The organism is Nonomuraea terrae (genome assembly GCF_044465245.1).
Lineage (GTDB): Bacteria > Actinomycetota > Actinomycetes > Streptosporangiales > Streptosporangiaceae > Nonomuraea > Nonomuraea terrae.
The window spans coordinates 744434-766475 of the sequence record NZ_JBITLL010000003.1 but is presented as its reverse complement, the minus strand read 5'-3'; the positions used below and the strand labels follow the sequence as shown (position 1 = coordinate 766475).

The window sequence follows — 22042 nt, the reverse complement described above, 5'->3', positions numbered from 1 at the left end:
ATGCGCTTCATCGGCCTCCGGCTGGCCCGCGGCCTGCTCACCCTGTGGTTCGCGGTCACGGTGACGTTCTTCCTGGTCCGCCTGCTGCCGGGCGACCCGGTGACGGCCGTGGCCGACCCGAACATGACCGAGGCGCTGCGCCAGAAGCTGCTGGCCGACTTCGGCCTGGACAAGCCGCTCGCGGCGCAGTACCTCGACTACCTCGGGCAGCTCCTGCACGGCAACCTCGGCATGTCGTTCCGGCAGTCGATCCCCGTGACGACCGTGCTCATGGAACGGCTGCCGTGGACGCTGATCCTGACCGTCTCGGCCATGGTGGTGACGATCGTGCTGGGCATCCCGCTCGGCGTGCTCGCCGCCACCAGGGCCAGGGGCTGGGTGGACCGGGTCATCCAGATCACCGGCGTCACCGCCCAGTCGTTGTTCGTGCCGAGCGTCGGCATCTTCCTCATGTACCTGCTCGGGGTGTGGCTGCGCTGGTTCCCCATCGGCGGCGCGGTCGACCTCGACGCCACCGGGTTCGCCGCCACCCTCAGCATGCTGCACCACCTGGTGCTGCCCTGCCTGTCGCTGGTGCTCATCCAGCTCGGCGGCTACGTGCTGACGATGCGCACCACGCTCATCGAGGCGCTCGGCGAGGACTACGTGTCGCTGGCCAAGGCCAAGGGCGTGCGCCCCGGGACGGTCGTGTGGAAGCACGCCCTGCGCAACGCGCTGCTGCCGACCACCACGATCGCCGGGCTCCAGCTCGGCACCCTGGTGGGCGGCGCCGTCCTGACCGAGACCATCTACGCCTACCCGGGCGTCGGCCGCGCCATCTACGAGGCGGTCGGCCAGCTCGACTTCCCCGTCCTGCAGGGCGCGTTCGTGCTGCTCGCGGCGGCCGTCGTGGCCGCCAACCTGATCACGGACGTCGCCTACGGAATCCTCGACCCCAGGGTGCGCACCTCATGACCGCCGCCGCCGTCGAACTGACCCCGCGCCTGCGGACCTGGTCCGCCTTCCGCCGCAACCCGCTCGGCGTGGCCAGCGCGATCGTGCTGGTCCTGCTGGCGCTGGTCGCCGTCTGCGCGCCGCTCATCGCGCCCTTCCCCGAGGGGTACGGCGCCGACACCTCCCAGCCGCCCTCGGCCGCCCACTGGTTCGGCACCGACGACATCGGCCAGGACGTCTTCGCCCAGGTCGTCTGGGGCACCCGGGTGAGCATGGCGGTCGGCGTCAGCGCGTCCGTGCTGGCCATCGTCATCGGCCTGCTCATCGGGGTCAGCGCCGCGTACTTCCGCCGCCTGGACACACCGCTCGGCGTGCTGGTGGACCTGTCGCTGTCGCTGCCCGTGCTGCCGCTGATGATCCTGGTGGCGGCGCTGGCCGGGCCGAGCGTGCGCACGCTCGCCGTGGTCATCGCGCTGTTCAGCTGGCCCGAGGTGGCCCGGGTGGTGCGCTCGCAGGCCATCGCGATCGTGCCCATGCCGTTCGTGTCGGCGGCCAAGGTCGTCGGCGGCTCCTCGCTCTGGATCGTCCGCAAGCACCTCCTGCCCGGCGTCATCCCCGTCGTCGGCGTGTCGGTCGTGCTCACCACCTCCCGCGCCGTGCTCGCCGAGGCCGGGCTGTCCTTCCTCGGCCTCGCCGACCCGAACAGCTGGTCGTGGGGGACGATCCTGCACAAGGCGCAGCAGTCGGGCGCGCTGGCCACCGCGTGGTGGACCACGTTGTTCCCGTCGCTGGCGATCCTGCTGCTGGTCGTCTCCACGACGCTGCTCTCGGTGGCCTACAACGACGCCCGCGACCACAGGAACTCCTCGTGACCTTCACCCAGAGACTGCCCGCGGCCTGCTACGACGCCGCGATCGAGCGGGTCCGCGCGGAGATGTCCGCCGACGGCGTGGCGGCGCTCGTGCTCGACGACCCGCTCGACGTCGCCTACCTCACCGGCTTCCACCACTTCCCGAACGAGCGGCCGGTCGCCTGCTGGCTGCCGCTGTCCGGCGACCCGGTGCTGCTCGTGCCCGACCTGGAACGCGAGTACGCCGCCGACCAGCGGGCCCGCGCCGAGATCCTGGCCTATCCGGAGTTCCCGGGCGTGCGCTCGCCGTTCGCGGTGCTCGCCGGGCACGTACGCGCGCCGGACGCCGCCGCGTACGCGCCGTCCACCAGCGTCGCCCGCGCCGCCGCCCTGGCCGAGGCGTTCCCCGGCACGCGATGGAGCGCCTGCGGCGCGGTCGGCCGGGTGCGGCTGCGCAAGCTGCCCGAGGAGATCACGCTGCACGAGGAGGCCGCCCGCATCGCCGACGAGATGCTCGCGGCCGGCGTCGAGCTGGTCAGGTCGGCCGTCGAGTCCGGCGGCGAGCTGCCCACCGAGACCGAGCTGGCCTCCCACGTCATCTCCCACGGCTCGCGCCTCATGTACGCCCGCCACGAGGACGTCGTCGTGGTGCCCATGCTCACCGGCGGCCTGGTCTACGGCGGCCCCAACTCGGCCCAGCCGCACCGCCTGCCCGGCGGCGACCGGCTGCGGGCGGGGGAGACGTTCATGCTCTCGCTCGGCTGCGCGGTCGGCGGCCGGTTCGTGGAGAGCGAGCGCACGTTCGTCATCGGCGAGCCCACCGCGCGCCAGGCCCGCTACTACGAGGCGGTCCGCGAGGCGCAGCAGGCCGGCACCGAGGCGCTCGTGCCCGGCGTCACCTGCGAGGAGGCCAACCGCCGCTGCCTGGCGGTGATCGAGGAGGCCGGGCTCGGCGAGCACATCCGGCACCGGCAGGGTCACGGCATCGGCCTCGGCTTCCACGAGCCGCCCTGGTTGTCCGACGGTGACGCCACCGTGCTGGCCCCCGGCATGATCCTGTCCAGCGAGCCCGGCGTGTACGTGCCCGGCCACGCCGGATACCGCATCTCCGACACCGTCCTGGTCACCGAGTCGGGCCCGCGCCGGCTCACGGCGTACCCGCGCGAGCTCGCCGACGTGACCATCTGAAAGGGAGACCTGTGTTCATCGACATCAACGGCACCTCGCTCAACGTCGAGATCCTCGGCGACGGCGAGGAGACGATCATCGCCCACCACGGCGCCCCCGGCCTCGGCTCCCTCGCCGAGCCCAGGGCGAGCTTCGGCCGGCTCGCCGACGCCTACCGCGTGGTCGTCTTCGACGCCAGAGGCTCCGGCGGCAGCGGCCAGGACGGCCCGTTCACGCACGAGCAGTGGGTGGCCGACGTCGAGGCGCTGCGCGCCTGGCTGGGGGCCGAGCGGGTGGTCGTCGCCGGCGGCTCGTACGGCGGCTTCATCGCCATGGAGTACGCCGCCCGCCACCCCTCCCGGGTGAGCGCGGTCGTGCTCCGCGACACCTCGGCCGACAACGGCAACCAGGAGCCGGCCATGCGCAACGCCGCCGCCTCCTCCCGGGTGACGATCGACCAGGACAAGCTGGACCGCATCATGTCGGGCACCGTGCGCGACGACGACGACCTGCGCGACTGCTGGCGGGAGATCCTGCCGCTCTACGACCACGACTACGACCCGGCCAAGGTCGAGGAGCGCGTGGCCGCCACCCCGTACCACTACCGGACGCACAATTACGCCTTCGCCGTCAACCAGCCTCACTACGACATCAAGCACCTCCTGCCGTCCATCACCGCACCCACGCTGGTCACCGTCGGCCGGCACGACTGGATCACCCCGGTCGAGTGCAGCCGGACCATCGCCGAGCTCGTCCCGAACGCCGAGCTGCGCGTCTTCGAGCGTTCCGGGCACTCCCCGCAGGTCGAGGAGGCCGAACTGTGGGAGGCCACCGTCCGCGACTTCCTCGCCCGCGCGCTGCCCGGCAAGGTGCGAGAACGGCACTGAACGCGCGATGATGCCCCCGATGGACGATCTCGACGACATGGACCGCAAGATCCTCGCCGCGCTCCACGTGAACGGCAGGGCCAGCTGGACCGACATCGCCCAGCTGCTCGGCACGTCCACCACCACGGTGGCGCGGCGGGCCCAGCACCTGTTCGGCGCGGGGCTGGCCCGGGTGGCGGTGCTGCCGCACCTGGAGAACGAAGGGCCGGTGCACGTGTTCATCGTGCGCCTGACCTGCGCGCCGGGCAGCCAGCTGAGAGTCGCCGGGATGCTGGCCAGAAACCCCGACATCCGCTACGTCACGGTCGTCACGGGCGCGTACGACATCGTGTTCGAGCTCGTCGCGCCCAAGCACCGCGACCTGTACTCGATGCTGGTCGACTTCGTCCAGGCCGTCCCCGGGGCCCAGCAGAGCAACGCCGACCTGGTGCTGCACACGTACAAGGTCAGCTACGACTGGAGCGTCCCGGTGCTGGGGGAGCGGGCGGCGCCGTTCGCGCTGCGGCGGCCCGCCCACACGTGCGAGCGCGGCCACCTCGACGACGTCGACCGCGAGGTGCTCACCGCGCTGCGCGACGACGGCCGGGCCAGCTTCCAGTCGGTCGGCAGCCGCCTCGGCATCAGCGAGAGCACGGCGCGGCGGCGGCTGGAGGCCATGCTGGAGCGCGGCTGCGCCACGGTGACCACGTTCATCCCGGCCGCCGCGCTCGGCTACGAGGCCGAGGTCCTGTTCTGGCTGTCGGTCGAGCCGAGCATGCAGCACAGCGTGGCCGAGCGCCTGTCCGGCGAGCGCGGCGTGCGCATGATCGCCTCCACGCTGGGGCAGGCGTCGCTCATGTGCGAGGTCATCATGCCCACCACAGCCGACCTGCACCACTTCACCTCCCGCACGCTCGCCGCGGTGCCGGGCATCCAGTCGTGGACCGCGGGCGTGCAGATCCTGACGGTCAAACGCGGGTTCCTCATGGTGCCGTGGGCGGAGGCCCGCATCGCGGCGGCCCTGAGCAAGCCCGAAGGTCAAGCCCGTCCGTGACGGTGCCCCGGCGCTCGGCGGGAGACCGGAGCCGAATCCGCGCCCGGACCGCTTCCTGGAACAGGGGCCCGGGCCCTACATCGGGACGAAGACCGCCGCGACAACCTTCGACGCTCTCGCGCCTGAAGCGCTAGCCCGGCGCTAGCCCACCAGCGGGCACAGGCGTAGCGCGAGTGCCAGCTCCGGGGACGACAGTTGGGCGTCCGGCGGGAGCAGCCGCCGGACGGCCTGGAGCCTGTTGGCGACCGCGCGTTCGGTCAGACCGAGCTTGGCCGCGGCATGGCGCGTGATCTGCTGTGAGGCGAGGTAGACCTCCAGGGTGTGCCGGAGCGCGTCCTCCCGGTTGCCTTCCGTCGCCAGCCGGCCCAGGTGCCGGTGGACGACGGCGCGCGCGACATCGACGTCGGCCAGCCCGATCGACTCGACGGAGACCTCGCCGAACCGTGCCGCGACGGCCCCGGTCCACTGCGACACCCGGTAGGCCGCCCGGGCCTCGGTGTGGGACCGCCGGAACCCCGCCACCCCGTCGCCGGGTTCGCCGATGCCCAGCCAGCCGCGCCCCGGTCGCTCGAGGGCCGCCTTCCGCACGTCCACAGGGTCCACCGCGCTGAACCACGCCCACACGACGCTGCGGTCCAGGCGCAGGCATACCGCGCCGCCCTCGTGCCTGTGGGCGAAGGCCGCCAGCGCCACGGCCGTCGCCCCCCTGGCCACCGCCGCGACATGCTCGGCCTCAAGGTCGTAGAAGGGCAGGACGGTGAGGGATCGTCTCTCGTTGAGCACGGACTTGACGGCGTGCAGTCGCCTGGCGTTCTGGTCGATGTCCCGCGACTCCGTCTCGTGGGCGTACTCCGCCGTCACGATCTCGACGAGGGTTTCGATCTGGCGGAACAGCTGACGGCAGCAGTGCCGCAGCACCTCCAGGGAGTCACCCGGCGGGATTCCCGCTTCGTGCACCGCCTCGAACAACGCCTCCTCCAGCATCCGGTGGGCGATCCGGAAGCCGGAGATCACGTCGGAGAGCGTTGTTTCGTGCCGGGCCGCGAGCCGGGCGATGTGCCGCGACTCGAGTGACCGGATCGGCTCTTCCTGGCCCTTCACCAGGCTGTGGAGGAAGCGAGTCAGGAGCATGGTGGTCTCCGACCGCACCACCGCCGACAGCGCGGGATCCTTGCCGAGCAGGCTGTCCGGCATGGCGTCGCGCCAGATCGCCGACAGGACGTCGTCGACCACCATGGGTAAGTGTCCGGAAAGACATTCGGCGACGTCGGCGACCTGACGTGTGAGCGTGGCCGTACCGTGCGTCATGTCGCCGCAGTCGTGAACAGAACCTTCGCTAAATAGCCTTTTTCCGTTGACCGAAAATCTCTGGGGCACCGATTCAGTCAGGTTCATACCGACGATTATGCTTCGCGCGAGATGCAAACGCCTGACGTGAATCTGCAGCGCGAAAACGTTTAACACGTACGTCACATCACGGCCTCGCGGTCGTGGTCGGGGTGTTCGGGGGGCGTCACAGGACGTGTGTTGCGGCGGCGGACGTGATCAGACCCGCCGGAACGGTTGCGAGGGACGCTGGGCGGGCAGCGCCGCCGGCTGGTGCCAGCCCCGTCGGTAATGGATCAGCGGTGGCGCGCCGGACAACGCGACCTGCTCCGGCCGGCCGACGAGGATGCTGTGATCGCCCCCGGGCAGGACTGCCTGCCGCGTGCAGGCGAATCGGGCCGAGGCGTCGGGCAGGCCGGGCAGGCCCAGCTCCAGGGTCGCCAGCCGTGCCTCGTCCTCCGCGCGCAGGTGCCGGGCGAAGGCACGCGCGACGTGGGCCTGCTCGTGACCGAGGACGTTGACGAGGAAGCGGTCGGCGGTGGTGAACACGTCGTGAGCGCTGCCGGACCGGTTGACGCACACGAGGAGCAGCGGCGGATCGGCGGACAGGCTGCACACGGCGCTGGCGGTGAAGGCATGCGGCCGTCCGTCGCCGCCCACGGTGGTGACCACGGTGACGGGCGCGGCCAGGTGCGCCATGGCGTCCCGGAACAGGTCCTGGTCCAGCGGCCGCCCCTCGTGGCCTGGGCCGTCCCCGAGCAGGGCGGAGCGGATTCGGGCGGCGAAGGTCCCGCTCATGCCTTCAGGCCGGGAGTGGTCCACGCCGGCGAGCTCCCATCGGGTGACGGGGCCGCTGGTGAGCCGGGTCCACTGCGCGACGGCCTGTTCCGTGAGGGCGGATTCCTCACCGCCCGTGACCACCGTGACCGGACAGCTCAGGCCGGGAGACGACCCCGGGGGAGTGGGGCTGAGCCACGGGCGTTCACCGGCTGCCGCCCCGTCGCCGTGACGGCGCCGCAGGGGTCCGGCGGACACGAACAGGTGGTGCGGCGGCCGGTGCCCCGCCTCCACGAGCCGGCGAACGGCCTCGTACACGAGCGGGCCGCCGAGATGGCAGCCGAAGACGGCGTAGGAACCCTCGCCCGCCTGGTTCGCGATCAGGGCGGCGGCGCGCTCGGGGGACGGCTCGCCCGGCCTGTCGCCGCGCCGGCCGCCGGACGGCTCGATCGGCACGACGTCGATGTCGGGCTGCAGCGCGACCCGCAGCGGTTGCAGCCCGGCCGGGCCGTCGGCTCGGGTGAGGCAGAAGAGCTTCACGTGCCCGTCCGGGATGTCGTCGCGGAACAGCGGAAGGCCGGGACGGCCCGGGAGGCCGGGAAGGCCGCGGCGGATGTCGCGGACCACCGGCCCTGCGCGGTGTCGTGTGCGCGGATCGGACCCGCTGCGGGGCGTTCGCGGGTCGTCCTGGAGGTGATCGGCTCGGCCACCTGGGTTCTGAGCGGTTCCACGGCTGAAGTTCCCTTCAGTCGGCGGGCGGGATGCACCTTGAGCGGTTCGGCGGGGCGGCCTGATGGGAGGCCGGTAGTGAAGCGGATTCCGACCGCGGTGGAATCGTATATGCCGGCCGGCACGGGAACGAGCCGTGATGCGCGAAGAAAGTCATGCCCGCGGACAAGTCAATGACAGATCCGCCGCCCCGGACGAGGATTCTGCCATTGGCCGTGCGGTCCGGACAATGACAACAGTCGGAAGTGTCGCGACTCGATGTTCGCACTCGGCGAAGACCCCTGGAAAATGTCGCATGGCCTCGTCGGAAACCGTGGGAACAAACTGAGTAATGCTCCGTCATGGCCACCAACCTCTCCGTAGCAGGCCTGTGACCTGGATGGATACGGAGCGTGCCGGTGGTGTACGGGCGCGATCGGCGCACGTCTTCGCGAACTGCGAAGATCGGCCGACGGGATTTTCCGACTGTCGTCATTGTTCGGGCTCGTCGATTCATGGCACGCTGTGTGTCAAAGATCAACGGGGGCGTCAAACGACTGAAAATCATCCTGGGCCATTTCGCGGTCCAGGAAATTTCTCGCGCTCGATCGCCGTCCGTGCAGCCCGTCCGGCATGCGATGTCCCCTTTTCCGGGCCTGCACAGCGACAGGCGCCTCGTCTCGTCGTGCCATCACTGGGGGTAGGATCCGCGTGATTCCCGTACCAGAAACCGACTTCTCCCGCATTCTGGAGAAGCGCGCCCGATCAGGATCGGGCCGGCCCGCGTTCACGTTTCTTCAGGGGGACCTGGACGAGAGGGCGACACTGACCTTCGCGGAGTTGCACGACCGCGCCCGTGCGCTGGCCGCCCGTCTGCTGGAGGTGGCGGAGCCCGGCGAGCGTGTCCTGCTGCTGTACCCGCCGGGCCTCGACTACGTCGTCGGGTTCTACGGATGCCTGTACGCCGGCCTCATCAGCGTCCCGCTCTACGCGCCGCAGCCGCGTACCGTGCACACGATCGAGGCCATCGCGCAGGACTGCGCCGCCGCCGCCGTGCTCACCACCGAGCTGGGCGCGCACAAGCAGCGGCTGTTCGACGAGGACGCGCGGGTGCGCAAGTTGCCCTGGCTGGCGACGGACACTCCGGACGGTGACCTCTCGGCGCCGCCCGCGGGGGACGGCTTGCCGGTCGAGGCCGCCCCGGACGGGATCGTCTACCTGCAGTACACGTCGGGGTCCACGTCCTCGCCGAAGGGCGTGATCATCGACCACGCCAACGCCCTGCAGCAGTGCGCGGAACTCGCCCGTACCTGGCAAGTGGGCAGCGAGAGCCGCCTGGTGACCTGGCTCCCGCACTTCCACGACTTCGGCCAGGTCTCCGCGGTGCTGCTCCCGGTCTACCTCGGCTGCACGTCCGTGCAGATGGCGCCCGCCACGTTCGTCCAGCGGCCGATTCGCTGGCTGCAGGCGATCGCACACCACCGCGGCACTCACACGGCCGCTCCCAACTTCGCCTACGACCTGTGCGTCGACGGCACCACCGAAGACGAACGCGCCGGTCTCGACCTCGGCACCCTGGTGATGGCCTGCAACGGGGCGGAGCCGGTGCGGCTGGAGACGCTGCAGCGCTTCCAGCGGACCTTCGCCCCGTACGGGCTCGGGCCTGACGTGCTGTGCCCCGGGTACGGCCTGGCGGAGGCCACGCTCAAGGTCACGACCAAGCGGCCCGGCGAGCCGCTGGCGTGGGGCGCCTTCGACGCCGTCTCCCCCGGCGGACCGGCCGTGGAGCACACCGCCGGACGCGCTCTGGTCGGCTGCGGTACGACCGAGCCGGGCACCGCCGTCGCGATCGTCGACCCGGACACGGGAGGCCGCCTGCCCGACGGCCACGTCGGGGAGATCTGGGTGGCCGGCCCGAGCGTCTCCCGCGGCTACTGGGGTCGCCCGGAAGAGACCGCGGCCACGTTCGGAGCACGCATCCAGGGCGAGGACTCCGACGCCTACCTGCGGACCGGCGACCTCGGCTTCCACCGCGAGGGCCAGCTGTACGTCTGCGGACGGATCAAGGACCTCGTCATCGTCAACGGTGTCAACCACTACCCCCACGACATGGAAGAGACCGCCGAGGCGAGCCACGGCGCCATCCGCCGGGGTCGCATCGCGGCGTTCGACACGGAGCTGGACGGCCCTGAGGGCGTCGTCGTCGTCGCCGAATGCCACCGCGGCGACGAGACCCCCGCCGAGGACGTCGCCCGCGCGATCCGCGAGGCGATCTCACGCCGGCACGAGATCGCCGTGACGGTCGCCATCGCCGAGACCGGCGCCATCCCCATGACCACCAGCGGAAAGATCCAGCGCCGGCGATGCCGGTCGGAGTACCTGCAAGGCCGGCTCTCCCTGCGGTACCGCACGGGCGGGGACACCGTCCCGTCCGCGGGCGACCCGTCCGGCGCGGCCCCGGCGGCGCCGGGGCCGGAGAACACCGACGTCGGGTCCGCCGCCGCGGCGCTCCACCACGCCGGCCGGGCCCACATCGTGGACTGGATCACCCGCAAGGTGCTGAAGGGCACGGCGGAGGTCGACGCGCGGCGGTCGCTCGCGGCGCACGGACTGAGCTCCCTGCACCTGATGGAGTTGCACGAGAGTCTCGAGAAGTGGGCCGGGACCCGCCTGCCGCACGAGTGGCTGTGGGACTCGGCGTCCGTCGACGAACTGGCGGGCCGCGTCGCCGGCCGGCTGACCAGCCCCGCGGCCACCACAGGGAGCGACCGATGAGGATCGCCGCCGTCTCCGCCGCCCTCCCCTCGCGGCGCGTCACCAACGAGGACGTCGTCGGCCTCGTCCGCGAGCACAGCGCTCCCGTCTTCGAAGGCGACCTCGAGGACACCCTCCGGAAGATCGAGTTCTGGCTGGCGTACTCGGGGTCCGAGTGCCGCCGGTGGTCCGAGGACCACGAGCGTCCCGCCGATCTGCTGGTGCGCGCGGGCGAACAGGCCCTCGCCGAGGCAGGGCTGGCACGGGAGAGCGTGGACATCGTCATCTACACCGGAGTGGGCAGGGGGTTCCTCGAACCGGGAGGGGCCTACCACGCAGCCGTCGCGCTCGGCCTCAGGCGTGCGCAGTGCTTCGACATCCTCGACGCCTGCATGAGCTGGACCCGCGCGCTGCAACTCGTCGACGGCCTGTTCCGCTCGGGCGCGTGCCGCACCGCTCTGGTGGTGAACGCCGAGTTCAGCCTGCGTCCGACCGGCCATGTCTACCCGCACGTGTTCGCCCTGCGCAATCCCGAGGCCCTCACCTGGACCTTCCCCGCCTTCACCCTCGGCGAGGCCGCCACCGCCACGGTGCTCACCGCGGAGGGAGCGGAGCCGTGGACGTTCGCGTTCGCCTCGCGGCCCGACCTCGCGGACCTGTGCAACGTCCCCATGGCGGACTACGCGGACTTCTGCGTCACGCCCTCGGAGAAGATCGCCAAGAACGGCGTCCAGCGGTTCACCTCGTACGGATTCGACCTGCACGAGGCCGGCCGGGACGAGGTCCTGGAGGTTTTCAAGCGGCTCGACGCCCCCAAGGACGAGGCGGTGGCCGTGTTCACCCACGCCTCGTCGAAACGGTGGTGGCAGGACATGGCCGACCACGTCGGCCTGGGCGAGCGGATCCACCACGTCTTCCAGGACACCGGGAACATCGTCTCGGCGTCGGTGCCCGCCGCCATCGCCTCCGCGGTGGGCGGAGGGCGGCTGCGCCGCGGTGACCGCGCGATCGGATGGGTCGGCAGCGCCGGCATGTCGTTCAGCGCCTTCTCGTTCGTGTACTGACCGGGAGCGTCGATGAGGATGGGAAAGAACATGTCTGCTTCCCCGAGAAGGTTCGCCCGGAATCTCCCGGCGAATTTCCCGGCCAAGCCCGTGGTCCACGCGCTGGCCCATCTGGTGGGCTACACCGCGGCGCGCATCCGGAGCCCCCGCGAGGACCTGCGGACGGAGGAGGCCGAACGGCTGCTCGACTGCCTCGTCCAGGCCGGCCCCGTCTACATGAAGATGGGGCAGCTGCTCGCCACACGCTCCGACCTGGTGCCCCCGGAGTGGGTCCAGACGCTGCGCACCCTGCAGGACGACGCGCCCCACATGGACGCCCCCCAGAGCCGCGCCGCCATCGAACGCGAGCTCGGCGCGCCGATGAACAGCGTGTTCCGGGAGTTCGATCCCGTGCCGGTGGCCAGCGGATCCGTGGCACAGGTCCACTCGGCGCGGCTGCTGGACGGTCAGAAGGTCGCCGTGAAGCTGGTGAAGGACGGCGTCCCCCGGCAGATCGACCAGAACCTGCGGGCCATGGGCGCGGCCGTCCGCCTGGCCCAGCGGGCCTCCTCCGCGGTCGCCGACGCGGATGCCGTGCGACGCTTCGGCGAGATCGCGACGCTGTTCCGCTCCCAGGCCAACATGCTGCACGAGGCGTCCCGGCAGAAGGCGGTGTACCGCAACTTCGAGGGGCATCCCTACGTCCGGGTGCCCCGGGTGATCCCGGAATTCGTCACGCCCCGCATGCTCACCATGGAGTTCATGGAGGGCATCCGGGGGAATGCCGCGCACGAGGTCCAGATGCCGCAGGAGCAGCTCGCCCGGCGGCTCCAGGACACGATCTACACCATGCTGTACATGCACGGGCTGTCGCACGGTGACCCGCATCCCGGCAACATCCTGTTCTCCGAGTCCGGCGAGCTGCTGCTGCTCGACTACGGCATCACGGTCGAGCTGACCGAGGACGAGAAGTGGGGGCTGTCCTCCTTCTACTACGCGTGCACCCGCAAGGAGTGGGACGTCGCCGTCGAGCGCTTCACCGCTCACTTCGTCACCGGCACCCGGACCCTGCGCCGGAAGTGGGACGCCTACCGCGCCGAGCTCGCCGCGGTGCTCGAGCACCACTTCGACGTCGTGTCCAACCGCTGGTCGACGATCGGCTACTTCCGGGACGTCAGCGACCTGCTGAAGAGGTACGGCGCCCGCTACACCTCCAGCTTCACCAAGGTCGAGCTCGTCTTCCTCTCCTGTGAGGGGTTCGCCACCCAGCTCGACCCGGAGATCAACATCTGGGACAACGCCCGCAGATTCACCGACCGCTACTCGCCCTACATGAGCAAGGAGGTGCGCGAGCGGTTCGACGCCCATTTCGGCACCCAGATCCCCACCTCGCTGAAGATGCGGGACCGGGCCAACAACTCCCTCGTCGCGCCCACCCACATCAACCGCTACTTCTTCCCCAGCACGTATCCCGTCTTCGTCAAGGACGCGGCGGGCGGCCGGATCCGCGATCTCGACGGCAACGAGTACGTGGACCTCTCCGGCGGGTACGGCCCCCACATCCTCGGCTACTCCCACCCGGTCGTGAACGAGGCGATCATCTCGGGGGTGACCGCGGGCAACGTCAACGGCATCGGGCACGAGCCGGAAGTGGAGCTGGCCGAGCTGCTCGTCGACGCGTTCCCGGCGGCCGAGAAGGCCATCCTGTGCAACTCCGGCACCGAGTCGGTGCTGCTGGCCGTGCGGCTCTGCCGGGCCTACCGCAGGCGTGACGTCGTGGTGAAGTTCGAGGGCCACTACCACGGTTTCTCGGACCAGGGCATGGTCAGCTCCTGGTTCCGGTTCACCGGCGACAAGCACGCACCGGAGCCCATCGCGGGCACCCTGGGCTCCGACTCCGGCGTGGTGCGCAACACGCTCGTGTTCCAGTACGGCGACATCGGCGGCCTCGACCGGCTGCGCGAGCACGCCGACCGGCTCGCGTGCGTCATCGTGGAGCCGATGCCGAGCTCGACCGCCGCCATCGACGAGGAGTTCCTGTCAGCGCTCCGCAGGACGACCGCCGACCTGGGCATCCCCCTCGTCTTCGACGAGGTCGTCACCGGTTTCCGCGTCGCCTACGGCGGGGCGCAGACCATCGCCGGGATCGAGCCGGACCTCACCTGCCTGGGCAAGATCATCGGGGGCGGCCTGCCCTGCGGCGCGGTCGTGGGCCGCGCCGAGCTGACGGACATGGCCCGCAGCTCCGAGGACCCGTTCCTCGACTACGAGAAGAAGGCGTTCGCCGGCGGCACGCTCAGCGGGAACTCGCTGACCTGCCGGGCGGGCAACGCCGTGCTGACGCATCTGCGCGACCATCCGACCCTCTACGAGGACCTGGACGCGAGAACCCGGTGGCTGCGCGCCGAGTTCGAGGAGAGCACGCGTAAACGGGGAATCGCCTGCCGGATCAACGCCCGGGGTTCGATCTTCTCGCTCAACTTCAGTCACCGCTCGGCCGGGGTCTACCGGGAGCGGATGGCGGGGAGCAACTTCAAGGCCACCATCGCGCTCGCCTACTACATGCGCAAGCACGGGGTCTACCTGCCCGAGCTGCACAGCTTCCTGCTGAGCGCCGCCCACACCGACGACGACCTGGCCGTCGTCGGCAAGGCGTTCGACCTCAGCCTGACGGACATGGCGGGCGACGGGTTCTTCGTGACGTGACCGGCCCCTGGGGGACCCACCACCCCATCCGAGCGACCCGTGACCCATGCACAGACCCGAGAACGCCCGAGAAGAGGGACTGAAACCACATCATGAGCTCCCAGGCAGCCGAGAAATGGATTCTGTACAGCACCTGCGATGAGGACTCCGACTCCGAGATGCGGGCTCTGGACGTCTCGCCGGGCGACGACGTGCTCAGCGTCACGGGCAGCGGCTGCCGCACCCTGAGCCTCGTGGCCAACGCCCCGCGCTCCGTCGTGTCGGTGGACACCTCGCCCGGACAGAACTACCTGCTGGAACTCAAGCTGGCGGCGATCCGGCACTTCGACTACGACTCGCTGCTCCAGTTCCTCGGCGTGGACCCGTGCCCAGACCGGTGGAAACTGTTCCAGGAGTTGCAGAGCCGGATGAGCCATGACGCGTTCCGGTACTTCGCCCGGCACGGCAGGGCGGTGCGGCAGGGGGTCCTGCTCGCGGGGAGGCACGAGAAGTTCTACACCCGCGTCGTCGCGCCGACGATGCGGCTCTTCTTCGGCCGTGCGGTGCGGGACCTGTTCGCGGCCTCCACGATCGAGGAGCAGCGGGCGGTCTACCGCCAGCGGATCGACGGGCCCCTGTGGCGGTCGATCATCCGGTACGGCTTCTCCGAACGCATGCTCAAGACCGTGCTGAACGACCCCGGCTACCAGATCACGGTCGACGTCGACTCGGTGGGCGGCTACGTGCTGGACCGGGTCCACCACACCTTCATGAACCACCTCGCCCGGGACAACCACTGGATCGCCTTCATGTTCACCGGGAAGTACCCGGACCGCGACACGCTGCCGCACTTCCTGCTCCGGGACAACTACGACGCGATCCGCGCCGCGGACACGAAGGTGGAGATCGTCACCGAGAACCTGACCACGTACCTGCGGCGGGCTCCGGACGCCTCGTTCGACAAGTTCTCCCTGTCCGACGTGACCAGTTGCGTCGGCCAGGCGGACTTCCACCTGATCATGCAGCACGTCGCGCGCACCGTCAGACCCGGCGGCCGGGTCTGCTACCGGAACTTCCTGGCCAAGCACGGCCTGCCGGACGACGCCCGCGCGACGCTGCGCCGGGACGACACGCTGAGCTCGTCACTGACCCACGACGACAAGGCGTTCGTCTACGACCTCGAGGTCTTCACCTCCCGCGGCTGAGCGGAGAAAGGCAGTACGACACCGCATGACAGACGAGGAGACCCGGGTCCTGACGACCGGCGGACAGATCGACGTACGAGAGGTCGGGCAGGGGACGACCGCACTGTTCGTCCACGGACTGATGGTCAACGGACACGTATGGGACCCGCTCATCCCCGGGCTCCGCGACCGGTTCCGGATGGTGCTGCCCGACCTGCCACTGGGCGGCCACCGCACACCGCTCGAACCGGACGCGGACTGCGGCCTCCAGGCCCACGCGCAGCGGGTCGTGGAGCTCGCCCGGCGGCTTCCACCCCCCGTCGTGCTGATCGGCAGCGACACCGGCGGAGCCATCGCGCAGATCGCCGTCACCCTGGAACCGGACCTGTTCGACCGGCTGGTGCTCCTGCCGTCGGACGCCTTCGACAACTGTCCGCCCCGGCTCCTGGCCCCGATGCGCCTGCTGGCCGACGTGCCGGGCGCGGTCCGGGCCGTGGCGCTGTCGCTCCGGCTGGATCTGGTCCGTCGGGCGATGATGCTGCTCGTGTCGCGGCGATCGCCCGACCCGGCGCTCCTGGACGTACTCCTCGGGGAACTGCCGGGCAGCCGCGGCGTCCAACGGGACTTCGCCAAGCTCCTGCGCGGACTGAGGCCCGAGGTCACCGAGGCCGTCGCGAAGGAGCTGCACCGGTTCCGCCGGCCGGTGCTCGTCGTCTGGTCCAGGCGTGACCCGCTCTTCCCGTTCCACCACGCACAGCGGCTGGCGTCCTGCTTCTCGCACTCGTCCGTCGCGATCGCGGAGAACTCCCGCGCGTTCGTCTCGCTCGACGAGCCGGAATGGCTCGCCGCGCGCATCGCCGAATTCGTCGCCGCCGGCGACGGAAGGCCGCAAGCTGACACGAGATGAGGGAAAGGCATTGCCCCCGCACTTCATGACCGATGAACTGTCGACGGCCGAACGCCTGCTGCCCGGCCTCGACCGGCAGCTCCGGGAGACGGGAACGGCCGAGCTGGAGTCCGCCACGTCACCGGGCCTGCGCATCTTCCGGCAGGCCGGCGGTCCGGGCCTCGTGGTCCCGGGCGAGCTCGGCGGCCTCGGCGCGTCGCTCGTCGACGCCCTGCACATCCAGCGCGTGCTCGGCGCCCGGTCGCCGTCGCTGGCCGTCGCCGTCAACATGCACGTCTGCACGGTGCTCGCCATGCCGCCGTGCGCCGCGACCGAGGATCTGCTCCGCGCGGTCGCCGGTGACCACCTGTACATCGCCTCCGGTTTCGGGGAGGGCAGGCCCGGCGCCAGCGTGCTCGCACCCACCATGAGGGCGGAGCGCCTCGAGAAGGGGTGGCGCCTCAACGGCGCCAAGAAGCCGTGCAGCCTCGCGGAGTCGATGGACTTCCTCACCGCGAGCGTCGCCCTGTCCTCCGCCGACACGGACGGCTCGGAGATGGCGCTCGCCATCATTCCGGCCGACGCCGAAGGGCTCTCGGTCAGACCGTTCCGCAGCTCGCCCGTGCTGGTCGGCTCCGAGACGCACGAGGTGGTGCTGACCGACGTCGAGGTGCCGGACGAGTGCATGTCCCTCCTGGGCGACCCGCAGTCGCTGAACGCCGCGCTGTCGACGGCCTTCCACACCTTCGAGCTCCTCGTCACGGCGAGCTACGTGGGCGCGGCCAGCGGACTGGTCGAGACGGTGCTCGAGCGGCGCCGCGGCACCGCCGCCGAACGGGTCGAACTGGTCGGCGAGCTGGAGACCGTCATGGCCTCGCTCGAAGCGGTCGCGCGCGCGTGCGAGCTCGGGCAGGACGATCCGGCCGGCGTGGCCCGTGCGCTGTACGTGCGGTACTCGGCCCAGCGGACCATCGAGCGGGTGGCCGCGCTCGCCACCGAGTTGCTCGGCGGGACGCCGTACATGGTCAGCGGGGTCAGCGCGACGCTGTTCTCGGCGGTCCGGGCGCTGGCCTTCCATCCCCCGTCGAGAAGCGCCATGGCCGACGCCCTGGACCGCTTCGTCCTCGGCGAGCCCCTCATCATCCCGTGACGACCCCCTGACCAGCCTCACGGAGGCGATGTGAACAGAGACGAGCCGGGAACGCCCTCGCTGCGCTGGGACCGCGACGCCGTCGTCGCGGTCGACCAACGGGCGCTGCCGGGAGAATACCGCCTGCTGCGCCTGACCACGGTGGACGAGCTCATCGACGCCATCCGGTCGTTGGCCATCCGCGGAGCGCCGGCCATCGGCCTGGCCGGCGCCCTGGGCGTGGCTCTGTCCGCACGACTGCACAGGTCCGCGGGAGAGGAGGCCGCGGCGGCGGTGACGGCCGACGCCGACCGCCTCGCCGCGGCGCGCCCGACCGCCGTGAACCTCGAGTGGGGGGTCCGCCGCGCGCTCGGCCGGCTCGCCGACGGTCCGGAGGCCGTGCTGGCCGAGGCGACGGCGATGCTTCATGAGGACACGGAGTCCAACCGCGTCGCGGCCCGGCGAGCGGCCGACCTGGTGCTGTCGCTGACGGCCAGGCGCCCGCTGCGCCTGCTCACCCACTGCAACACGGGGCGGCTGGCCACCGCCGCGACGGGTACCGCGCTGGGGGCCATCCTGGAACTGGCCGGACGCGGCCACGTCGCCGAAGTCCTCGTGGACGAGACCCGTCCGCTGCTCCAGGGCAGCCGTTTGACCGCCTGGGAGCTGGGGGAGGCGGGCGTCCCCTACCGGATCTGCGCCGACTCCGCCGCGGCGGCCGCCATGGCCCAGGGGCTGGTCGACTGCGTCCTGGTGGGGGCCGACCGCATCGCGGCGAACGGCGACGTGGCGAACAAGATCGGTACCTACGGGCTCGCCGTGGCGGCCGCCCACCACGGTGTGCCCTTCGTCGTCGTCGCCCCCGAGTCCACGTGGGACCGGTCGCTTCCCGACGGGTCGGGCATTCTCCTCGAAGAACGCGATCCAGCCGAGATCACCCACGTCGGGGGCGTGGCCGTGGCGCCCGCCGGCGCGGGCGTCCTCAACCCCGCGTTCGACGTCACGCCCGCCGGGCTCATCACCGGGACCGTCTCGGAGCGGCGCACGGTGACCGGCCACTTCGCGACGGGCCCCGCCTCCGGGGTGGCGGGGACGACGGCACGCTCCCTGTCGGCCAGGATCGCCGGGCTGCTGTCCGCGTTCCCCGACCATCCGGAGCCCGGGATCGTCTTCCGCGATCTCGCCGGGGTGTACGCCGAACCCGGCCTGCTCGCCGAGCTCGCCGATGCGGTGGCGGGACACTTCGGCGGCGTCGACCGGATCCTCGCCGTGGAGGCGCGCGGATTCCTCCTCGGGGCCGCGGTGTCGGCCCGCACGGGCCTGCCGCTGACGCTCGTCCGCAAGCCGGGGAAGCTGCCCGGTCCTGTGCACCGGGTCGAGTACGCCCTGGAGTACGGCACCGATCAGCTGGAGGTGCAGAAGGGCGCGATCGCCCCCGGTGAACGGGTGCTGTGCGTGGACGACGTGCTGGCCACCGGAGGGACGCTGGCGGCCGCGGCGGCTCTGGTGGAGGCCTGCGGCGCCCGTACGGCGGGCATGGCCGTGCTGGTGGCGTTGGCCGGGCTCGGCGGGAGCGAGCGGTTGTCCCGCCACCCCCTGCTGGTCCTGCACGACGTGCCGGAGGCGGACCCCGCCGGACTCGGCGGAGCAGGCCATGCGGACGGCATCGACAGGAAGGCGACGGCATGAGCACGCGGACGCATCGGGCCGAGATCGGCGTCATCGGCGGCAGCGGGTTCTACGAACTGCTCACCGGCGCGGAACACATCGAGGTCACCACGCCGTACGGCGAACCCTCGCATGCCCTCGCGGTGGGCGACGTGGGCGGCAGGCGGGTGGCGTTCCTGCCCCGGCACGGCGCCGACCACCGCTTTCCACCCCACAGGATCAACTACCGGGCGAACCTGTGGGCCCTGCGCTCCCTGGGCGTACGGCGGATCCTGGCTCCCTGCGCGGTCGGGTCGCTCCGCCCGGAGCTGGGGCCGGGCAGCCTCGTCGTGCCCGACCAGATCGTGGACCGCACCAGCGGCCGGATCCAGACGTACTACGACACGGGAGCCGTCCACGTGCCGTTCGCGGATCCGTACTGCCAGGAGGGCAGGACGGCCGTGCTCAAGTCCGCCTCGTCCCTCGGCGCCGAGGCCCACGACGGCGGAACCATGGTCGTCGTCGAGGGCCCGCGCTTTTCCTCCCGGGCCGAGTCCCAGTGGTACGCGGCGGCCGGATGGTCGCTCATCAACATGACGGGTCATCCCGAGGCGGTCCTCGCCCGGGAACTCGCCCTCTGTTACACCGCCGTGGCGCTGGTGACCGACCACGACGCGGGCGTGCAGCAGGGGGAGAGCGTCGACCAGGAGACCGTGTTCCGGGTGTTCCGGGCCAACATCGATCGGTTGCGGGACGTGATCGTCGGGGCGGCGCGGCTGCTGCCCGAGGATCGCACGTGTCCCTGCGCCACCGCGCTCGAAGGCCTGTCCCTGCCGTTCGAGCTTCCGTGACGCGCGCCGTCCCGGCGACTCCCGATCCTGCTGTTCCGGCACCCGGTCCACGTCCCCGCCCTTCACTCCTGCCCTCCTTCCTGATCCCTGCAGCGCTGGAGCCCCCATGACGCTTCTGACCACCTGGCCGGATTCCGGCCCGCACACCGTCATCCGACGCACGTCCGACCCGGCCGAGATCGCCGCCGCCCTCGCCCCGCTCGGGGTGCGGCACCAGCAGTGGCCGGTGCGGGAGGACGTCCCGGCCGACGCCGACGCCGACACCGTCCTCGCCGCGTACCGCGACGAGATCGACGCGCTGAGCGAGGAAGGGGGCTTCGTCACCGTCGACGTCGTCGCCCTGCACCCCAGTGACGACCCCGACTGGCCGCAGCGCGCCCGGGCCGCCCGCGAGAAGTTCCTCACCGAGCACACCCACGACGACGATGACGAGGTGCGCTTCTTCGTCGCCGGAGCCGGGATCTTCTATCTGCACGTGGGCGGCGAGGTGCACGCCGTGTACTGCGAGAAGGGGGACCTGCTGGGGGTCCCCAAGGGCACGAGGCACTGGTTCGACATGGGCACCGAGCCGTCCTTCACCGCGATCCGGTTCTTCCACGAGGAGGACGGCTGGATCGGCACCTTCACCGGCTCCGACATCTCCTCCCGCTTCCCCGACTTCGACACCATCCACGCGACCCGCGCCGCGGAGCCGGACGCGTGAACCTGACGTTCGACGCCGACGCGGTGGTGCTCGACATCGAGGGCACCACCAGCGCCTCCGCGTACGTCACCGAGGTGCTCTACCCGTACTCGCGTCGCCGGTTCGGCGCACTGCTGTCCGACCGGGGCCACGAGCCCGCCGTACGCCGCGCGATGGACCAGGCACGCCGGCTGCTCGGCGATCCGGGCGCGGACGCGGCACGCGTCGAGCGGGCACTCGGCGACTGGCTGGACGAGGACCGCAAGGCCACGCCGCTGAAGACGCTGCAGGGAATCGTGTGGGCCGAGGGCTTCGCGAGCGGCGACCTGGTCCCGCACTTCTTCGACGACGTGGCACCCGCCCTACGCGACTGGCACGAGGCGGGCGTGCGGCTTTACGTGTACTCGTCCGGGTCGGTGGCCACCCAGCGCGACTGGTTCTCCCACGGCCCAGGGGGCGGCCTCCTGCCCCTCGTCGACGGGCTGTTCGACACCGAGAACGCCGGCCCCAAGCAGTCACCCGGTTCGTACCGGGCCATCACCGAGGCGATCGGCACGCGGCCAGGCCGGACCCTGTTCCTGTCCGACCGGCCGGCCGAACTCGACGCCGCGCGGGCCTCCGGCTGGCTCACCGCGGCGGTGCGACGGCCCGGCGAGCCCTACCACCGGCACGGCGCCGCCGGCCACCCCGAAGTCGAGTCCTTCGCCGGCCTCCGGATCGGCCGGGCCCAGCAGAGCGAGGCGAGGAACACGTCATGAGAGGCACCCGGTGAACGACATCGACAGCTCCGGCGATCTGGCCCTGACGGAGGCGGGAGCGGTGCTGGCCGCCGAGGCGGCCCGCTTCGCCTCGTTCGGCTGGATGCGGGGTACGTCCGGCAACCTGTCCATGGTGACGAGCCGTGATCCGCTGCGTCTCGCGGTCACCGCCAGCGGCCTGGACAAGGGTGAACTGACCTCGTCCGACGCGGTGCTGGTCGACGACTCGGGCGCCGCCGTCAACGGCGGCAGACCGTCGGCCGAGGCCGCTCTGCACGCCCGGATCGCCCGGCTCACCGGCGCGGGCGCCGTCGTCCACGTCCACAGCATCGCCGCCGTCGCCGTCGCGCGGCGCAGGCTCGACGGGATCGTCTTCCGCGACCTGGAGATGCTCAAAGGCGTCGGCCGAGCGGCGCACCACGAGGACGTCGTCCTGCCGGTCATCGAGAACAGCCAGGACATGGCGGTGCTCGGCGACCGGCTCGAAGCCGCCCGCAATCCCCTCATGCCCGCGGCGGTCGTCGCCGGGCACGGCCTGTACGCGTGGGGCGCCGATCCCCGGCAGGCCCGCCACCACACCGAAGTCGTGGAATGGCTGCTGGAGCTGGAACTCGCCGAGCGTCCGCCGGGGCCCCCGCGCCACCGGCCCTCGGGCCGAGGACAGTCATGAGCCGTTCCCCGCGGGCGGAGCGGGGCCTCGCCCGTGCGGCGGCCGCCCTGCCCGCAGGCGTCACCCGGAAGA

18 protein-coding genes are annotated in these 22042 nt (G+C 71.4%); 16 read left to right on the top strand and 2 right to left on the bottom strand.

Translation table 11 applies throughout. The features are described from left to right. From ACIBP6_RS16010 to ACIBP6_RS15990, 5 genes are read left to right on the top strand one after another with little or no spacing between them, the layout of a single operon-like run. The gene (locus ACIBP6_RS16010; RefSeq protein WP_132612012.1) at nt 1-954 is read left to right on the top strand and encodes an ABC transporter permease; all 954 of its coding nucleotides are present in this window, start codon (nt 1-3) and stop codon (nt 952-954) included. Continuing rightward, nucleotides 951-1805, top strand: coding sequence for an ABC transporter permease (locus ACIBP6_RS16005; protein ID WP_397052743.1), 855 nt, complete (start codon nt 951-953; stop codon nt 1803-1805). Before ACIBP6_RS16010 ends, ACIBP6_RS16005 begins: the two co-directional genes overlap by 4 nt. Beyond that, on the top strand, nt 1802-2971 hold the full coding sequence (locus ACIBP6_RS16000) for a M24 family metallopeptidase (RefSeq protein ID WP_397052741.1): 1170 nt from the start codon (nt 1802-1804) through the stop codon (nt 2969-2971). Before ACIBP6_RS16005 ends, ACIBP6_RS16000 begins: the two co-directional genes overlap by 4 nt. Nucleotides 2972-2982: 11 nt before the next feature. Continuing rightward, on the top strand, nt 2983-3837 hold the full coding sequence (locus ACIBP6_RS15995) for an alpha/beta fold hydrolase (RefSeq protein WP_397052740.1): 855 nt from the start codon (nt 2983-2985) through the stop codon (nt 3835-3837). Between the two features lie 19 nt (nt 3838-3856). After that, nucleotides 3857-4870, top strand: coding sequence for an Lrp/AsnC family transcriptional regulator (locus ACIBP6_RS15990; protein WP_397052738.1), 1014 nt, complete (start codon nt 3857-3859; stop codon nt 4868-4870). Between the two features lie 141 nt (nt 4871-5011). On the opposite strand, the gene ACIBP6_RS15985 is transcribed toward ACIBP6_RS15990, so the two are convergent. Both ACIBP6_RS15985 and ACIBP6_RS15980 read right to left on the bottom strand, forming a co-directional pair. After that, a complete protein-coding gene (locus tag ACIBP6_RS15985; RefSeq protein ID WP_397052736.1) occupies nt 5012-6106 on the bottom strand; it encodes a hypothetical protein in 1095 nt (364 codons plus the stop codon). A 309-nt stretch (nt 6107-6415) separates the two neighbouring features. Beyond that, complete coding sequence (locus tag ACIBP6_RS15980) at nt 6416-7600, bottom strand: flavin reductase (protein ID WP_397052734.1); 1185 nt, start codon at nt 7598-7600, stop codon at nt 6416-6418. A gap of 792 nt (nt 7601-8392) precedes the next feature. Here ACIBP6_RS15980 and ACIBP6_RS15975 point away from each other — a divergent pair. The 11 genes from ACIBP6_RS15975 (at nt 8393) to mtnB (ending at nt 21970) form a co-directional block, all read left to right on the top strand. Then, the gene (locus tag ACIBP6_RS15975) at nt 8393-10456 is read left to right on the top strand and encodes an AMP-binding protein (protein WP_397052733.1); all 2064 of its coding nucleotides are present in this window, start codon (nt 8393-8395) and stop codon (nt 10454-10456) included. Beyond that, nucleotides 10453-11499 carry a 3-oxoacyl-[acyl-carrier-protein] synthase III C-terminal domain-containing protein gene (locus ACIBP6_RS15970; protein ID WP_397052731.1) on the top strand — a complete coding sequence of 349 codons (1047 nt, stop codon included), beginning with the start codon at nt 10453-10455 and terminating at the stop codon, nt 11497-11499. The genes ACIBP6_RS15975 and ACIBP6_RS15970 overlap by 4 nt, the downstream gene beginning before the upstream one ends. 30 nt (nt 11500-11529) lie before the next feature. Next, nucleotides 11530-14184, top strand: a complete 2655-nt coding sequence (locus ACIBP6_RS15965; RefSeq protein WP_397052729.1) for an aminotransferase class III-fold pyridoxal phosphate-dependent enzyme — start codon at nt 11530-11532, stop codon at nt 14182-14184. A gap of 92 nt (nt 14185-14276) precedes the next feature. Continuing rightward, complete coding sequence (locus tag ACIBP6_RS15960) at nt 14277-15368, top strand: DUF3419 family protein (RefSeq protein ID WP_397052727.1); 1092 nt, start codon at nt 14277-14279, stop codon at nt 15366-15368. A gap of 25 nt (nt 15369-15393) precedes the next feature. Next, entirely contained in the window at nt 15394-16254 is an 861-nt protein-coding gene (locus ACIBP6_RS15955; RefSeq protein ID WP_397052725.1) for an alpha/beta fold hydrolase, read from the top strand. Between the two features lie 25 nt (nt 16255-16279). Next, complete coding sequence (locus ACIBP6_RS15950; protein ID WP_397052723.1) at nt 16280-17383, top strand: hypothetical protein; 1104 nt, start codon at nt 16280-16282, stop codon at nt 17381-17383. Nucleotides 17384-17413: 30 nt separating this feature from the next. Continuing rightward, nucleotides 17414-19051: an S-methyl-5-thioribose-1-phosphate isomerase gene (gene mtnA / locus ACIBP6_RS15945; RefSeq protein WP_397052722.1), complete on the top strand. Its 1638-nt coding sequence runs from the start codon at nt 17414-17416 to the stop codon at nt 19049-19051. Further along, the gene (locus ACIBP6_RS15940) at nt 19048-19860 is read left to right on the top strand and encodes an S-methyl-5'-thioadenosine phosphorylase (RefSeq protein WP_397052720.1); all 813 of its coding nucleotides are present in this window, start codon (nt 19048-19050) and stop codon (nt 19858-19860) included. Before mtnA ends, ACIBP6_RS15940 begins: the two co-directional genes overlap by 4 nt. A 106-nt stretch (nt 19861-19966) precedes the next feature. Further along, nucleotides 19967-20563, top strand: coding sequence for a 1,2-dihydroxy-3-keto-5-methylthiopentene dioxygenase (locus ACIBP6_RS15935; protein ID WP_397052718.1), 597 nt, complete (start codon nt 19967-19969; stop codon nt 20561-20563). Beyond that, the gene (gene mtnC / locus ACIBP6_RS15930; RefSeq protein ID WP_397052717.1) at nt 20560-21300 is read left to right on the top strand and encodes an acireductone synthase; all 741 of its coding nucleotides are present in this window, start codon (nt 20560-20562) and stop codon (nt 21298-21300) included. Before ACIBP6_RS15935 ends, mtnC begins: the two co-directional genes overlap by 4 nt. A 10-nt stretch (nt 21301-21310) precedes the next feature. Further along, a complete protein-coding gene (gene mtnB / locus ACIBP6_RS15925; protein WP_397052715.1) occupies nt 21311-21970 on the top strand; it encodes a methylthioribulose 1-phosphate dehydratase in 660 nt (219 codons plus the stop codon). The last annotated feature ends 72 nt before the right edge of the window (nt 21971-22042 follow it).

Bases quoted from the DNA above. Each gene is read 5' to 3' on its own strand.
- ACIBP6_RS16010 (WP_132612012.1), top strand. From the start codon at position 1: ATGCGCTTCATCGGCCTCCGGCTGGCCCGCGGCCTGCTCACCCTGTGG.
- ACIBP6_RS16005 (WP_397052743.1), top strand. From the start codon at position 951: ATGACCGCCGCCGCCGTCGAACTGACCCCGCGCCTGCGGACCTGGTCC.
- ACIBP6_RS15990 (WP_397052738.1), top strand. From the start codon at position 3,857: ATGGACGATCTCGACGACATGGACCGCAAGATCCTCGCCGCGCTCCAC.
- ACIBP6_RS15985 (WP_397052736.1), bottom strand. From the start codon at position 6,106: ATGGTGGTCGACGACGTCCTGTCGGCGATCTGGCGCGACGCCATGCCG.
- ACIBP6_RS15970 (WP_397052731.1), top strand. From the start codon at position 10,453: ATGAGGATCGCCGCCGTCTCCGCCGCCCTCCCCTCGCGGCGCGTCACC.
- ACIBP6_RS15965 (WP_397052729.1), top strand. From the start codon at position 11,530: ATGTCTGCTTCCCCGAGAAGGTTCGCCCGGAATCTCCCGGCGAATTTC.
- ACIBP6_RS15960 (WP_397052727.1), top strand. From the start codon at position 14,277: ATGAGCTCCCAGGCAGCCGAGAAATGGATTCTGTACAGCACCTGCGAT.
- ACIBP6_RS15955 (WP_397052725.1), top strand. From the start codon at position 15,394: ATGACAGACGAGGAGACCCGGGTCCTGACGACCGGCGGACAGATCGAC.
- ACIBP6_RS15950 (WP_397052723.1), top strand. From the start codon at position 16,280: ATGACCGATGAACTGTCGACGGCCGAACGCCTGCTGCCCGGCCTCGAC.
- ACIBP6_RS15940 (WP_397052720.1), top strand. From the start codon at position 19,048: ATGAGCACGCGGACGCATCGGGCCGAGATCGGCGTCATCGGCGGCAGC.
- ACIBP6_RS15935 (WP_397052718.1), top strand. From the start codon at position 19,967: ATGACGCTTCTGACCACCTGGCCGGATTCCGGCCCGCACACCGTCATC.